The 15,309-nt window shown below is 56.7% G+C and carries 15 protein-coding genes and 1 tRNA gene; 8 read left to right on the top strand and 8 right to left on the bottom strand.

The window, feature by feature from the left end; translation table 11 throughout:
• The first annotated feature begins 4 nt into the window (after window positions 1-4).
• The 4 genes from ACR0JX_RS00215 (at window position 5) to ACR0JX_RS00200 (ending at window position 4,397) form a co-directional block, all read left to right on the top strand.
• The gene (locus ACR0JX_RS00215) at window positions 5-961 is read left to right on the top strand and encodes an ABC transporter permease (protein WP_170531799.1); all 957 of its coding nucleotides are present in this window, start codon (window positions 5-7) and stop codon (window positions 959-961) included.
• Window positions 961-1,776, top strand: coding sequence for an ABC transporter permease (locus ACR0JX_RS00210; protein ID WP_170533053.1), 816 nt, complete (start codon window positions 961-963; stop codon window positions 1,774-1,776). Before ACR0JX_RS00215 ends, ACR0JX_RS00210 begins: the two co-directional genes overlap by 1 nt.
• Window positions 1,773-3,410 carry an ABC transporter ATP-binding protein gene (locus tag ACR0JX_RS00205; RefSeq protein WP_480540366.1) on the top strand — a complete coding sequence of 546 codons (1,638 nt, stop codon included), beginning with the start codon at window positions 1,773-1,775 and terminating at the stop codon, window positions 3,408-3,410. The genes ACR0JX_RS00210 and ACR0JX_RS00205 overlap by 4 nt, the downstream gene beginning before the upstream one ends.
• A 150-nt stretch (window positions 3,411-3,560) precedes the next feature.
• A complete protein-coding gene (locus tag ACR0JX_RS00200; RefSeq protein ID WP_480540364.1) occupies window positions 3,561-4,397 on the top strand; it encodes an alkaline phosphatase family protein in 837 nt (278 codons plus the stop codon).
• 7 nt (window positions 4,398-4,404) lie between these two features.
• On the opposite strand, the gene ACR0JX_RS00195 is transcribed toward ACR0JX_RS00200, so the two are convergent.
• From ACR0JX_RS00195 to ACR0JX_RS00165, 7 genes are all read right to left on the bottom strand, one after another.
• Complete coding sequence (locus ACR0JX_RS00195) at window positions 4,405-5,328, bottom strand: alpha/beta hydrolase (protein WP_480540362.1); 924 nt, start codon at window positions 5,326-5,328, stop codon at window positions 4,405-4,407.
• A 12-nt stretch (window positions 5,329-5,340) separates the two neighbouring features.
• Window positions 5,341-7,230, bottom strand: coding sequence for an acyl-CoA synthetase (locus ACR0JX_RS00190; protein ID WP_480540360.1), 1,890 nt, complete (start codon window positions 7,228-7,230; stop codon window positions 5,341-5,343).
• Window positions 7,231-7,391: 161 nt separating this feature from the next.
• The gene (locus ACR0JX_RS00185) at window positions 7,392-9,212 is read right to left on the bottom strand and encodes an ABC transporter transmembrane domain-containing protein (RefSeq protein WP_480540358.1); all 1,821 of its coding nucleotides are present in this window, start codon (window positions 9,210-9,212) and stop codon (window positions 7,392-7,394) included.
• A 244-nt stretch (window positions 9,213-9,456) separates the two neighbouring features.
• Window positions 9,457-9,530 (bottom strand) — tRNA-Gly (locus ACR0JX_RS00180).
• Window positions 9,531-9,605: 75 nt separating this feature from the next.
• On the bottom strand, window positions 9,606-9,884 hold the full coding sequence (locus tag ACR0JX_RS00175; RefSeq protein WP_480540356.1) for a hypothetical protein: 279 nt from the start codon (window positions 9,882-9,884) through the stop codon (window positions 9,606-9,608).
• Entirely contained in the window at window positions 9,862-10,086 is a 225-nt protein-coding gene (locus ACR0JX_RS00170; RefSeq protein ID WP_480540354.1) for a hypothetical protein, read from the bottom strand. Before ACR0JX_RS00170 ends, ACR0JX_RS00175 begins: the two co-directional genes overlap by 23 nt.
• A 547-nt stretch (window positions 10,087-10,633) precedes the next feature.
• Entirely contained in the window at window positions 10,634-11,545 is a 912-nt protein-coding gene (locus tag ACR0JX_RS00165; RefSeq protein WP_480540352.1) for a LysR family transcriptional regulator, read from the bottom strand.
• Window positions 11,546-11,658: 113 nt separating this feature from the next.
• On the opposite strand from ACR0JX_RS00165, the gene ACR0JX_RS00160 reads away from it, so the two are divergent.
• Together ACR0JX_RS00160 and ACR0JX_RS00155 are read left to right on the top strand one after the other, a co-directional pair.
• A complete protein-coding gene (locus tag ACR0JX_RS00160) occupies window positions 11,659-12,594 on the top strand; it encodes a VOC family protein (protein WP_480540350.1) in 936 nt (311 codons plus the stop codon).
• Window positions 12,595-12,608: 14 nt separating this feature from the next.
• Complete coding sequence (locus tag ACR0JX_RS00155) at window positions 12,609-13,229, top strand: alpha/beta hydrolase (RefSeq protein WP_480540348.1); 621 nt, start codon at window positions 12,609-12,611, stop codon at window positions 13,227-13,229.
• Here the strand turns inward: ACR0JX_RS00155 and ACR0JX_RS00150 are convergent.
• Window positions 13,191-14,165: a LysR family transcriptional regulator gene (locus tag ACR0JX_RS00150; protein ID WP_480540346.1), complete on the bottom strand. Its 975-nt coding sequence runs from the start codon at window positions 14,163-14,165 to the stop codon at window positions 13,191-13,193. The two genes, ACR0JX_RS00155 and ACR0JX_RS00150, sit on opposite strands and share 39 nt — an antisense overlap.
• Before the next feature lie 113 nt (window positions 14,166-14,278).
• On the opposite strand from ACR0JX_RS00150, the gene ACR0JX_RS00145 reads away from it, so the two are divergent.
• Both ACR0JX_RS00145 and ACR0JX_RS00140 read left to right on the top strand, forming a co-directional pair.
• Entirely contained in the window at window positions 14,279-15,040 is a 762-nt protein-coding gene (locus ACR0JX_RS00145) for a pirin family protein (protein ID WP_480540344.1), read from the top strand.
• A complete protein-coding gene (locus ACR0JX_RS00140) occupies window positions 15,037-15,291 on the top strand; it encodes a DUF1427 family protein (RefSeq protein ID WP_480540342.1) in 255 nt (84 codons plus the stop codon). The genes ACR0JX_RS00145 and ACR0JX_RS00140 overlap by 4 nt, the downstream gene beginning before the upstream one ends.
• The last annotated feature ends 18 nt before the right edge of the window (window positions 15,292-15,309 follow it).

The following is a 15,309-nucleotide window of genomic DNA, read 5'->3' as shown; positions in this document are numbered from 1 at the left end:
GATCATGCATCCTATCATCAAACTGGTTTCCCAGCGCCTCGCGCTGGGACTCCTGCTTCTCTTCGGTGCATCGGCTCTGATTTTCGGCCTCACCGAAGCTCTTCCTGGGGACGCGGCACAAGCGGTCCTTGGACAATCCGCAACCCCCGAGGCGCTGGAGAATCTGCGCGAAGAAATGGGCCTGAACCGCCCGGCCTTGACCCGTTATGCCGAATGGTTGGGTGGTATTGTGCAGGGCGATCTGGGTCAGTCCCTGACCAACAAGCTCGACATTGCTGAAAGCATTGGCAAACGGTTGGGCAACACCCTGTTTCTGGCCTGTGCTGCCGCTGTTGTTTCCGTACCGCTTGCTATCTTTCTTGGCCTACTGGCCGTGCGTTACCGCAACCGCTGGCCGGACAAGCTGATCTCTGCCATTACGCTGACAACGGTTTCGATCCCGGAATTCCTGATCGGCTATGTGGTGATCTACTTCGTTTCCGTGAAGCTGGGTTGGTTCTCGTCTCTGGCCATGATCAACGACTCGATGTCGTTCGGAGAGAAGCTAAACGCGATCGCATTGCCCGCCTTTGTTCTGACACTGGTCGTGCTGGCGCAGATGATGCGCATGACCCGTGCGGCGATCTTGAACCTCATGCAATCCGCTTACATTGAGACGGCCGAGTTGAAGGGCCTGTCGAATTTTCAGGTCATCGCGCGCCATGCGTTCCCGAATGCAATCTCACCCATCGTCAACGTGGTGATGCTGAACCTGGCCTATCTGGTCGTCGGCGTCGTCGTGGTCGAGGTGGTGTTCGTCTATCCCGGCATGGGTCAATACTTGGTGGATTCGGTGACCAAGCGTGACGTACCGGTTGTTCTGGCTTGCGGCGTGGTTTTTGCCGCCGTCTATATCGGGCTGAACATGGTGGCTGACATCGTCTCGATCCTGGCCAACCCAAGACTGAGGCATCCGAAATGATGAAGAATATTCCTATTTCGGCAATGATCGGTCTGTTCTTTACAGGATTGTACTTTTTCATCGCTTTCGCAGCCCCGTTGATCGCCCCCTACGGCATGGCCGAAGTGGTTGGCGATGTGTGGGAGCCGTCCAGCGCCGAGCATCTGCTGGGCACCGACAATATCGGGCGCGATCTGCTGACCCGCATGATCTATGGCGGGCGCACCACGATCTTTATCGCGGCGGCGGCCACTATCCTCAGCTTCGTCACCGGCACCTCTCTGGGCCTTTTGGCGGCTGTTCTCGGCGGTTGGGCCGATCAGGTGCTAAGCCGAGCAGTTGATCTGGTCATGTCGATTCCGACACTGATCCTGGCGCTGGTTATACTGGCAATCGTTCCGGTGACTGTACCGATCCTGATCCTTGTGATGGGTCTGTTGGACGCCACGCGCCCCTATCGCCTGTCACGATCTGTCGCCGTGGACATCAACGTGATGGACTATGTCGAGGCTGCCAAACTGCGTGGCGAAGGCCGCGGCTGGGTTATCTTCCGGGAAATCCTGCCCAACGCACTGTCGCCCTTGGTGGCTGAATTCGGCCTGCGGTTCATCTTCATGGTTCTGTTCATCTCGACCCTGTCTTTCTTGGGTCTGGGCGTACAGCCGCCGCTGGCGGACTGGGGTGGCATCGTGAAGGAAAACAAGGATGGCATCGTCTATGGCATCGGCGCAGCGCTTTATCCTGCGGTAGCCATTGCGACATTGGCCATCTCGGTCAACCTGGTGGCTGACTGGGTCCTGAACCGCACCACATCGCTGAAAGGAGGCCGGGGATGAGTGATACCCTTCTCAAGGTCCGCGACCTCAAGATCGGCGCGACCGTCTATCCGCCGGGCGAAAAGCCCCATGACATCGAAATCGTACACGGGGTTAGCTTTGACCTCGAACGCGGCAAGGTGCTGGGGCTGATCGGTGAATCCGGGGCCGGTAAATCCACCATCGGTCTGGCCTCGATGGCATATGGCCGGGGCGGTGTGAAGATCACCGGCGGCGAAGTCTGGGTCAATGGGCGCGATATCATGAAATCCGCTCTGGGCGATATTCGCAACCTGCGGGGTGGCGAAGTCAGCTATGTCTCGCAGTCTGCCGCCGCGTCCTTTAACCCCGCCAAGAAGATCATGGATCAGGTTGTAGAGGCGGCTGTTGAGCACAAGAAGTTCAGCCGCAAAGAGGCCGAGGCCCGTGCGCGCGAACTGTTTGCCAAGCTCGGTCTGCCCGATCCGGACAACATCGGGGATCGCTATCCGCACCAGGTTTCGGGTGGTCAGCTGCAGCGCTGCATGACCGCGTTGGCGTTGTGCCCCGAACCTGATCTGGTGGTGTTTGACGAGCCGACCACGGCGCTGGACGTGACAACTCAGATCGATGTTCTGATGGCCATCAAGGAAGCCATCGCAGATACCGGTGTTGCCGCGCTTTATATCACGCACGACCTTGCTGTCGTGGCGCAGGTGAGCGACGACATCATGGTGCTGCGCATGGGCAATACAGTCGAATATGGCAACACCGATCAGATCATCAACAACCCGCAAGAGGAGTATACCAAGGCTCTGGTCTCGGTTCGGTCCATCGAGCATGAAGAGAAACAGCCGACATCGGAACCGGTGCTGAGCGTCGACGGGATAACCGCGCGCTACAAGGGGCTGAATTTCGACGTGCTGCACAATGTCAATGTCGAGCTTCATCCGGGGCAAACACTGGCGGTTGTGGGTGAATCCGGTTCGGGTAAATCCACGCTTGCGCGAGTGATCACCGGCTTGCTGCCGCCGCGCGATGGTGAAATCACCTTCAACGGGCGCAAACTGTCTGCTGACCTCAAAGGCCGCACGCGTGAGGACCTGCGAGAGCTGCAGATGATCTACCAGATGGCGGACGTGGCAATGAACCCGCGCCAGACCGTTGGCACGATTATCGGTCGCCCGCTGGAGTTCTACTTCAATATGCGGGGCACGGAAAAGCGCAAGCGTGTGGTAGAACTGCTGGATGAGATCGAGCTAGGCGAGAAGTTCATCGACCGCTACCCGGCTGAACTGTCTGGTGGTCAGAAACAGCGTGTCTGCATCGCACGCTCGCTGGCGGCCAAGCCCAAGATGATCATCTGTGATGAGGTCACCTCGGCCCTTGACCCACTTGTGGCCGACGGCATCCTGAAACTGCTGCTGGACCTGCAGAAGATCGAGGATGTGGCTTACCTGTTCATCACCCACGATCTGGCGACGGTTCGCGCGATCAGCGACAGTATCGCAGTGATGTATCAGGGGCGCGTTGTGCGCTACGGGCCCAAGAGCCAGGTGTTGAGCCCGCCCTTCGATGACTATACCGACCTGCTGCTCAGCTCGGTGCCCGAGATGCATCTGGGTTGGCTGGAAGAGGTCGTCGCCCATCGCAAGATGGAGAGCGCCGGGAACTGAACACACAGTAACAGCTCCATGAAGTTTCGAAATCCCGGCACCTTGCTCCGTTGCAGGTGTCGGGATTTTGATATTTGGGGCGCGAATGAACTGCCCTGAAACCGCGATTCCGCTAGGGTCGGTAGAACACCAAATCAGATAGGTAAGCTGATGGACCGCAAACTTCTTTTGATCATCCTGGACGGCGTCCCCTGGCGCAATTTCCGCCGCCTATTCGGCAACCTCGAAGGTTGGGTGGACAGCGGTGAGGCGCGCGTTTGGAAGCTGCGGGCTGTGCTGCCCTCAATCTCGGCCAGTTGCTATGCATCAATCCATACGGGCGTCACACCGCAGGAACATGGATGTACCGGCAACGGAAATGTGTTCCGCCTGAGCCACAAGGATGTATTCAGCCAAGTGCGCGAGGCGGGCGGTGTCACCGGGGCCGTCACGCATAGCTATTGGTCTCAGTTCTTCAACCGGCACCCGTTCGATTATGTCCGCGACGTGGAATATGACGAACCGGACAGCAAAACCATCAACCACGGCCGGTTCCACACAATGACGGGCTATGGCAAGGACAACCAGATGACGCCCTCGGACGTTGATCTGTTTGCCACTCTGACCAACCTGTGTCTGCGCTTTGGTCTGGACTACGGCATCCTGCATGCCTGCACCCTGGACAGTATGGGCCATCGGTTTTTTCACGACTGCCAGGAGATGGACCATGCCTGTTTTGTCGCCGATGAAATGCTGGCCCCTTTCATCCCCCGCTGGCGACAGTTGGGATATGAGGTCATCGTAACCGCCGATCACGGACAGGACGAGCGTGGCCACCACGGTGGGCGGGGCGCTTTGCAGCAGGAAACGGCCCTGTATTACTTCGGCGATGCCGACGGCCCGCAGGCCGATGCGGTGATTGACCAGTTGCGACTGGCCCCCACAATCCTGACCCGGATGGGCGCACCGATTGCGGACACAATGAAGGGCGAACCATTCCTGAAGTGATCAGGGCCTAACCATAGGCCCAAATGCCCTGCCCCAATGCTTCGATGGCCACGGATATGCGTTCGAAACTATCAGCTGCGCGTTTCACGCTGTTGCGGGCGCGTAGATAGCCGTGCACCAGACCCGCTTCGTTGATCCAATAGGCCCGACCGCCTGCCCGAGTTATCTGTTCACAATAAACAGCCCCATCATCTCGTAACGGATCGCAATCCGCAGTGATCACTACAGTTGGAGGCAGCCCTGAGAAATCTGTGTCGTGAAGCGGTGCAAAGGTCGGATCGCTTTCGGGCGCTGCCCCGCCGCATCGAACCTTTTCATAGAACAATATTTCATCGCGGGTCAGTAGCGGCGCCTGCGCATGCTCCAAGTAAGACTCAGCAGAGCTGTCTCCGCCCAGACCCGGATAGATCAGAACCTGCCCCAACACGTCACCCGGTTGGCCCCTCATATGATGGGCAACCGCCGCAGCCAGATTCCCACCGGCACTGTCACCCGCCAACACAATCGGAACGCCGTATTCGGCAACCGCCCAGTCGACCGCTGCCACACTGTCCTGAAACTGCGCAGGATGCACGTGTTCTGGGCATAGCCGGTAGTCCACTGAAACAACGCGATACCCGGTTTGGGCGCAGAATTCAGCGCAGACATCATCATGGCTGTCCAGCCCGCCGACGACAAAGCCGCCGCCATGAAAATAGATGACTACGCGGGTCGGATCGCCCGCTGTATAAACGCGGACCGGCACGCCATTGGCGGACCGGTCTTCTGTTTCAACTCCATTCGGGCGCGGTTGGCGAAAGGTCTGACACATCGCGTTATAGACCTTGCGTTGTTCCTCGATCGAAAGATCAACCGCGTTGTCGGGATAGCTTTCTGCCGTGCGTCTTATGAACGCCCATGTTTCTTCATCGATCAGACGTTCATAATCCATGTTACCTCCCGGTCAGGCAGCCCACTCCCACGGCCGGGTAAACGATCCCAGCACCTTGCTGACATCGTCTTCGGATGAACCGTTCGCGTCAAGCTGCGCAACAAGTCCGCGTTTCTTGTCATCAATGACCGAAACCACCCGAGCTTCGACCCCAGCCTCCTCCAACGCACCATTATAGACACGCGTGATCGCGTTTTTGCGCAGGTCCGGCTTGAACACTTTGCCAACCGCTGTTTTCGGCAGTTCCGGAAGGATGGTCATATGTTTGGGCTGCGCTGCACGTTCGTGCACGTGGACCTTACAGAACTCCAACAATGCCTCTTCGGTTACCGAGGCGCCATCGACCAGTTCGACAAAAGCACAGGGCAATTCACCTGAATGCGCATCGGGCTGGCCGATGGCTCCGGCAAAAGCCACGGCCTCGTGCCCCAACAGGGCTTCTTCGATTTCAGCCGGATCAATGTTGTGTCCGCCACGAATGATCAAATCCTTCGCGCGTCCAGTGATCCAAAGATACCCGTCTTCGTCAAAACGGCCCAGATCACCTGTGCGCAGGTATTTTTCGAAGTGATACAGGTTTTCGTTCTTGTCGACCTCGGTATAGGTATGACCCGGAAAGACACCAGGGTTCGAGATGCAGATCTCTCCGATTTCGTCAGCGGCACATTCCTTGGGACCATCCGGCCCGTCCATCAGGATTTTGACATCCGTATAGGGGAACGGGATGCCTATAGACCCAATCTTTTTCTCACCATCAACCGGGTTGCACGAGACCAGGCATGTCGCTTCGGTCAGGCCATAGCCTTCGACGATGGTCACACCGGTTGCTTCTTCGAAACGGCGGAACAGTTCAACGGGCAGAGGCGCCGACCCCGAAAAGGCGGTTTTCACGCTGGAGATATCCGCATCCACCGGGCGCTGCATTTTCGCAGAAATCGCCGTGGGCACGGTGATGATGAAACTGACTTTCCAGCGTTCGATAAGCTTCCAGAAATTGTCGAAAACACCATCGCCGCGATACCCTTGCGGTGTCGGGAAGATCACGTGCGCCCCAGATGAGACTGCAGCCATCATGATCACATGTACTGCGAAGACGTGGAACATCGGCAGTGGGCACATGATGACGTCATTTTCATCAAATAGCAGCGTATGCCCAAGCCAGCCGTTATAGATCAGGCCCGAATATTTATGCTGCGCCACTTTCGGCATTCCGGTCGTGCCACCAGTATGGAAATAGCAGGCGACGCGATCTTCGGTGCTGTCTGCAAAAGTCAGCGTCTTGGGCTGTTTCGCCAGCTCTTTATTGAAATTCTTGTAATCCGCATGAGCCAGCTTTTCCTTGTCGCCCATTTTGGGGCGCAGCAGCGGAACGATCCATGATTTCGGAGGGGTCAGATAGCGGTTCAGGTCAATCTCAAGGATCGTATGCACCTTGGGTGCATGGCGCACAGCCTCTTCCACCTTTTGCGCCACATCCGTCTTTGGGAAGGAACGCAGCGTCACCACAACCTTGGCCTCGGTTTCCCGCAAGATCGCGGCGATCTGTTCGGGCTCCAACAGTGGATTGATCGGATTCACGATCCCTGCGACCGCGCCACCCATCATGGTGACCAAAGTCTCGTTACAGTTGGGCAACACATAGGCAACGACGTCGTTTTCGCCCACGCCAAGCGAGCGGAACAGGTTCGCCGCCTGATTGACCTGCCCCAGCAGATCAGACCATGTCAGCGTTTCGGCCTTGTCTGTCGGACCGGAAAACAATTGGAAACTGATCGCGTTGTGATTGGGAAACTTCTCTGCTGTCCGAGACAGCAGTTGATGGAAGGTGACCGGCAGATCACGATCCTCCCACGCCATTTCCTGTTCGATACGCAGTTTGTCTTCACGCCCTACAAAGGCCATGTGGCTCCTCCCCGTCTTGTATTCTCCCACGTGTCTCACGCGGTTTTGATCCTCATTTAGATGGGATCACAACCCGGCTGACACAAGCAAGGGCTTAGCGGTGGAAAACTTGAAAATGTAGAATAACGCTACGGCGGAAGCTGATCTGTCCCTACGTCACCCTATTCTGCGGCCACCCCATCGGTGAATTGCAGACGCGCCAAGCGGGCATAAAGCCCATCTTGCGCCACCAGATCGTCATGCGTGCCCTGCGCAACAATGCGCCCCGCTTCCATCACGACAATCCGATCCGCCTTCTTCACAGTGGCCAAACGGTGCGCCACAATCAGGGTCGTCCGGCCCGCGCGCATCTGGTCAACCGCCCCCTGCACCGCCCGCTCGCTTTCCGCATCCAGGGCCGATGTCGCTTCGTCCAGCAGCAACACCGGCGCATCCCGCAGTATGGCCCGGGCTATGGCGATGCGTTGTTTTTGCCCCCCCGACAGCATCACGCCACGCTCGCCTACAAAACTGTCATAGCCTTCGGGCAGTGCCGCAATGAACTCATGTGCAGCGGCGGCCCTCGCGGCAGCTTCGACCTCGGCATCCGAGGCATCAAGGCGGCCAAACCGGATGTTCTCGCGCGCTGAGGCGGCAAAGATCACCGGGTCCTGCGGGACAAGGGCAATATGGCGGCGGAAATCCGTCCGATCCAAACCGGTCAGGTCTTCCCCATCCAGCAGAACACACCCGGTGTTCGGGTCATAGAACCGCTGGATCATCTGAATAACCGTCGTCTTGCCAGCACCCGAGGGGCCAACAAAGGCAACGGTTTCGCCGGGGTTCACCTGCAGGGACAGGCTATCCAGTGCTACCACATCGGGCCGCGCAGGATAGCGGAAACTGACATCCTGAAACCGGATTTCACCGCGAACCGGTTGTGACAGCACGTTGGCCTGAACAGGATCAAGGACCGTATCTTCGGCATTGAGCAACTCAACCAGCCGCTCGGTCGCGCCGGCGGCGCGTTGCAACTCGCTCCAGATTTCGGACAGCGCGGCGACTGATCCTGCCATGATCACCGAATAGATCACGAACTGGATCAGCACCCCTTCTGTCATCACCCCGTTGCGGACATCATTGGCCCCCATCCAAAGCACGCCGACGATACCTGAGAACACCAGAAAAATGACAATCACGGTCAGGATAGCACGGGTTTGGATGCGGCGCAGCGAGACGATATAGGAGGTTTCAGTCATCTCACCAAACTGCTCTCGGCTCGCCCGTTCGTGGGTAAAGGCCTGAACCGTTTGAACCGCGCCCAGCGCCTCACCCGCATTACCAGAGGACGCCGCGATCCAATCCTGATTTTCTCGGCTGATGGCGCGCAAGCGACGGCCCAGAACCAGGATCGGCACGATCACCACAGGAATCAAAAGCAGGACAAGCGCTGTCAGCTTTGCGGATGTCAGCAGCATCAGCGCCAAACCACCCACAAACATCAGCATATTGCGCAGCGCGATCGAAACGGATGAGCCCAAAACAGATTGTATCAAGGTTGTGTCCGTCGTGATCCGGCTGAGCACCTCGCCGGTCATGATACGCTCGTAAAACGCGGGGCTCATGCCAATGACCTGGTCAAACACGGCCTTGCGGATATCGGCCACCACGCGCTCGCCCAACCGCGTGACCAGCGCATACCGAATGCCCGTGCCCACCGCCAAAACACCAGCGATGCCCAGCGCCGCAAGGAAGTACCAATCCAGCAGTTCCCCATCCTGGATGCGGAAATTGTCAACCACGCGGCGCACGGCCAATGGCAGGGTCAGCGTCATCCCTGCGGTCAGACACAAAGCAAGCGTTGCACCAAACATCAGTGCGCCATAAGGGCGCATGAAGGGCCAAAGCGCCCTTAGAACACTTAGCTTTTTCGAGGTGGCACGCTCTTCACTGGCCCCAGGAGGTGATGATGGTGTCTGACCGGTCGCAGTCTGTCTTGCCATGTCGGGCTATGTTTCCTGATCAATTCTGGGTTTCTGTTTCTTGGCGCTAGAGGCAACGGGGGTCAAGCTCACGTGCTGAAATTGCCTGTGCCTCAGGGCCATTTGACGCAGAATTCGCAAAGGAAGTAACTGGAGCGGGTAGACGGAATCGAACCGACATAGCATACTTGGAAGACAAGCGTTTCGATCCAATTTTAATTCAACAAATCAAATTGTTGCAGGTCTTGTGTCGGAAAATAAATCTTGGAGCGGGCGGCGAGAATCGAACCCGCGTCATTAGCTTGGAAGGCTAAGGTCTTACCACTACACAACGCCCGCTCAAGTAAAGCATCACCTATTTCATGTGAATTTGGAGGTCAAGTGGAACCGCTCAAGAGACTGCAACAATCTGTACTACGTCTCATCTTCGATCTCACTGTCATAATTAAGCGTCAAAAGTCGCGAGATGCGCAAATCCATGATGATCCTGCGCAGCGGTTCGGACTTGCGATGCTTCTCCTCTTTCTTGACATCGCGCTGCGAGCTGCGGTTTGCGGCGAAAAAACTCGCAATCTCACGCCGAAACTCTAGCTCTTTCCCAGTGTCGATCGCGACCCGCTCTGCGAGACCAAGAGCATGCACGATGTCATCAGTGAGCTTGCCGGTCGCCTTAAGTTTGAGCAGCCGGTCCATCGCGGTTTTTGCTGGCCCCGACATTGCGTGCCGATTTGCTGAGCTTTTTGGCCTCGTCATATGCCTTTAAAGCCAGCCCCCTCCAGCTTGGCTGGCCATAACCCACTGAGGCACCCGATGCGACAAAGCCGATCACCCTGCCAATGCTGAGCGCACGGGACAGAGCCAGTTTTCCGCGTTCCTCAATATAGTTCTTGGTCAATTCTTCGGGATGATGAGGTCGTTTATAAGTCCAAATAAATTCACAAGAACCTCTTCGCCAAGCAGAAGCCGGCTCACAAAAATAAGATCTCAAGAAACCTAAGCAGAGGCTATATAAACTTATCTGTCAACGAATTTGAGCGCTCTTCGCAGTTTCCATTGCATTTGGACCTGAAAATCGCAATTCGCGCGGGCCCAATTTCGGTTCTGCGCCTCAGTCCGAGATCGGCTATTTCAAAAAGGTTTCACGAATGCCAATTGAAGCAGAAAGCTCGGCCGCTCAACACTGAAACCCAACCGTAAGCTTCCAGATCAAACCGGCCCAGAGCGGAAGTTAAACGCTGTCAGCGGAGCTGCACCGCAGCATCCGAAAGCAGAAGTTGGTAGACAAGAAGACGAAACCAAGCGCAGAGCTTTCAATTTGCGCGAAAGCTGACTGCCGCATTAAGCGCTCTATCGTAAGCAAACCCATTTCATGCTCCTGTAAACAGTGCCGTTCAATCTGACTTACTTCCAGAAAATCACGGCTGATTTGCCGCCCGAATAGCTTAAACGTTTGTTTCCAGATTCGGATGGTTCTGCACAAACGCTTCAAAGTACTCGGCAAACGTTCCGACGATCGGTGGGAGTTGTTCGTACGGGGGGTAGTACAACGTCAACCATAACGACGTAATAGACCAGCTTGGCATCACCTGCTCGACTTGCCCGCTGGCCAATCCCTTGTCAGTAATGAAATCCGGTAGAACACAAATGCCGTCTCCCGCGACCGCAAGAGCGTAGAGAAAGTCTCCATTGTTGGAGATTATCTTTTGGCCTGCTTGAATTGAAACGTTGCTACCTGCATTTGAGAAGTCCCAAGTTTCCGAGCGGCCTTGCGTGCTGTAAGACATCAGAAAGTCTGGGTTCAGATCGCGCGGATGATCAGGCCGGGGTATGCGTTCAAACAGAGAAGGCGCAGCAATCATATGCCGCGGAACTTCGCATAGTTTGCGCCAGATCGTTGATTTATCTGTCGGCGGCCCGGACACACGTACAGCGAGGTCGCAGTTTTCCTCTATCACATCAAGCAGGGTATCGGTAAAGTTAATCTCGACTGAAATATTCGGATAGGCGAGACGAAACCCGGAGATCACTGGCGGTAGCAACGTGACGCCCAGTGATACCGGCGCGGTCAGTCGCAGATGGCCTTTGTCAGGTTGATTGGCCCGTTGAAGACTTCGTGTGACCTCCTCAAACCCCTCCAATAGCGGTCTGTACTGCGCAAGCACAGTTGCTCCGGCGCTGGTTAGTGAAACTTGCCGTGTCGTGCGCACCAAAAGCTGTGTGCCCAGGTCTCTCTCAAGCTGCGCTATGATGCGCGTTGCTGATGCTGGCGCGATGCCCAGTTCGCGCGCGGCCAGGGAAAAGCTTTTCAGGTCTGATACGGCGCGCAGGACGCGGATGGGCTTCAGCTCGATCATCTCAGCTTAATAATTCCGTTTTTGACAATAATAAAGCCACAAAGCTGTCTATTCACTTCAATAATCTATGCGCCATCTTTGATGCAAGTTGAACACTCGCCAAGGAGCGAAACATGATCAAAGATATCAAAGGGCTGCACCACGTCACATCGATGGCTGCAGACGCCAGCACCAACAACGCTTTCTTCACCGACACCTTAGGCATGCGCCGGGTTAAAAAGACGGTCAATTTCGATGCGCCTGAGGTGTATCACCTCTATTACGGGGACGAGGTTGGAACACCGGGCTCGGTCATGACCTATTTTCCTTTTGGTCAGATGCCAAAGGGAAGCAGAGGCGCCGGCGAGGTAGGTGTGACAGAGTTTGCCATCCCCACAGGCAGTGTCGAATTCTGGAAACAACGTCTTGCATCTAAGGGTGTGACTGGGCTGACCGAAGATGCGGTCTTTGGGGAAAAGCGTCTGTCCTTTGACGGCCCAGATGGTGACAGCTTTGCCTTGGTCGAGTCTGATGCGCGAGGCCGGACAGCCTGGACTCAGGGCGGTGTTCCCGATGAGGCCGCGATTCTTGGGTTCCGGGGCGCGCGGTTCGCTCTGAAGGATGTTGATGCGACGGGTGAACTGCTGACCTTCATGGGATACCAGAAGGCTGAAACTGAAGGTGACGTCACTCGCTATGTGATCGAAGGGGGCAATGCTGCGGACACGATCGATCTGCAGCAGCTATCGTCAAGTACCCCGACCGCTGGTCAGGGCGCTGGGTCCGTTCATCATATCGCTTTTGCCGTCGAGGACCGCGCCGCGCAACTGCGAGTTCGGCAGGCCTTGATGGATACAGGCTATCAGGTCACGCCGGTCATCGACCGTGACTATTTCTGGGCGATCTATTTCCGCACGCCGGGTGGGGTGCTGTTTGAGATCGCGACGAACGAGCCCGGTTTCGACCGCGATGAAGACACGGCCCATCTGGGTGAGGCGCTCAAGCTGCCCACTCGATACGAGCCACATCGCAGCAAGATCGAAAGTCTCCTGCCCCCACTTGCATCATGATTTCAGAGGTTGAAATGTCCAAAGATCTCTATCAGGCGCTTGTGCATGCGCCGCAACCCGCCCGTCCGCTGGTTTTTGCCTTTCATGGCACCGGAGGGGATGAGCATCAGCTTGTTGAACTGGCCAGCACTCTTGTCGCTGGCGCCGGGATCGTATCACCGCGCGGCGATGTCTCTGAGATGGGGGCCGCTCGATTCTTCCGCCGCACAGCCGAGGGTGTGTATGACATGGAGGACCTTGCCCGTGCGACGGACAAGATGATTGCGTTCATCGAAGCCCATCGCGCATCGCATCCCGGTCATCTGGTCTATGGCTTCGGCTATTCGAACGGGGCGAACATCCTGGCGGCGGTCTTTCTAAAACGCCCGGACCTGTTCGAGCGGGTCGGCCTTTTGCATCCGATGGTCACGTGGGAACCGAACGCAAATCCTAAGATGATGGGACGAAAGGTTCTTGTGACCGCCGGGCGACGCGACCCAATCACGCCATGGCCGATGACGGAACGCCTGATCAGTTGGCTTTCTGAACATGGTGCCGATGTCACTTCGGACGTCCATGAAGGCGGGCACGAGCTGCGAAACTCTGAACTGACGGCGCTAGCCTCCCACTTCAACGGGGATGTCGGCGCCGGGTGAAGGTTCACGCATTGCATTCAACGTAGACAAGACGGCGGCTTCTTTGCGCGCCCAGGACATGAACTCATGAACATGCTCTTCACGTTCCCGGCCTGGGTGGCAACATATGAAATAGCTGAACCCGGTTTCCACCACCGGGCCGAACGGGCAAACAAGCCGTCCGTCCGAAAGTGCGGAATACGCCAGCAGCGACCCGCAGAGCGCGACACCCGCGCCTGCGATCGCCGCGTCCACAATCTGGCCACCCGGAGGTCTTTCGAACCGCATGGCTTTCGAAGGATCGACCGCATTCGGAAGCCCGGCGTGTTGGCTCCAAAGTACCCAACTGGGAACCGACCCGTCCAGCATCGGCGTTGTATCGAACAGAACCTGCGCTGCCTTGATGTCGGTGGGGGACTTAATGTCGAACGTGTCCAGCACACCTGGGCTGGCGACCACAAGCATCAACTCGCGATGAAGCAACTCCGTATAGCGGTCGTCAGGCGGTTCGCTGGTGTATCGAATTTCGATATCGGCGGTTGCGTGGGTTTTGTGGTCCAAAGGGTTTTCGGACTCAATGTGGACCTGAACGTCGGGGTGGTTCTTGGTGAACTTGTGCAGCCTGGGCAAAAGCCACTTGCTGATCAAGGCATTGCCAGAACTGATGCGCAGCTTGGGGGTCTTCTTGGGTCGGACCTCATCGACCACCTGACGGATCTGCAAGAACGCTTCGCTGATCGTTGGCTGCAAGCGCTGCCCTTCGGGTGTCAGATGGATTGCGCGAGTCTTTCGCACAAACAAAGCCACCCCAAGGTCGGCCTCCAGCGCCTTGATCTGTTGGCTAACCGCACCCGGCGTCACCGAAAGCTCATAGGCCGCTTCCTTGATCGAGCCGCGCCGCGCCGCGGCCTCAAAGGCACGCAGACTTAGCAAGGAAGGCAATCGGGACAGCGGCATGGCACTTCAGAAAAACAGTTTAGCCTAACTAATGCATACCCGCAGAACTTCTGCTTTGTCGAGTTCAAACTACGCCCCACATCGAAGAACAACAGAACTTGGAACTGAGAGAAATGATCAAGATTCACGAAAAAGCATCGCGGGGACGCACGCAAACCGGATGGCTGGATAGCTATCACACGTTTTCGTTCGGTCAGTTCCAAGACCCGACGCGCATGGGGTTCGCCAATCTGCGCGTGATCAACGAAGACAGCCTGATCCCAGGTGGTGGTTTTGCTGCGCATGACCATGCGGATATGGATATCATTACACTGGTTTTGGATGGGCAGCTGCGCCACGAGGATGATCAGGGCAATGTCGCCAGTATTAGCGCAGGCGAAGTGCAGGGAATGTCTGCAGGCACTGGCGTGCGTCATTCCGAATACAACGGCTCCACATCGGAGCCTGCAAAATTCCTGCAAATCTGGCTGGTCCCGGATCAGGTGGGTGGTCAGCCTGCATACAAACAAGCCTCACTTCCGAACGAAGGGGATGTCCTGCTCGCTGGACCCGCCTCATTGCACCCTTTGATCCCGTTGAGATCAAGGACGCGACTGGCGCTTCGTCGGTTCACCGAAGGACAAGAACTTGTGCTTTCTGCAAATGGCGAAAGTGACCGCTTCGTTCATCTGCTGGATGGCCTTGCCTATGCCGAGCACGAACGTCTGAGCGCGGGTGACGGTCTACAGGTTCCGCGATCCGAACTGGTCACTCTGCAATGGGCCACTGACGGGGCCGCGCTGGTTTTCGAAATGCCAACCCCCTCGGCAATGAAAGAACCCAAAACCCTCAAAACCCGATCAATCGAAACAGAATTGCAAGGAGACCCGACGTGACTTGGCAACCATATCTCATATCGCTCGCAGCGGGCCTCGGGATTGGGGTCATCTATGGCCTGATCGCAGTCCGCAGTCCCGCCCCACCAATCATCGCGCTTTTGGGCCTCTTGGGCATGCTCGCCGGAGAAGCCGCTGTGCAATGGATCAGGGGTCATTCCGACGCTGTGTCACAGGCCCTGCATCTGAAATCCTTCGCCGTGACGCAGGCGGAAGAGACGAGCCAACCAACCAAACCCAATACCCTTTAACCCCATCCAAACTCAACA

The organism is Ruegeria sp. AH7, assembly GCF_056541325.1.
This window is presented reverse-complemented; position numbering and strand designations above follow the sequence as displayed.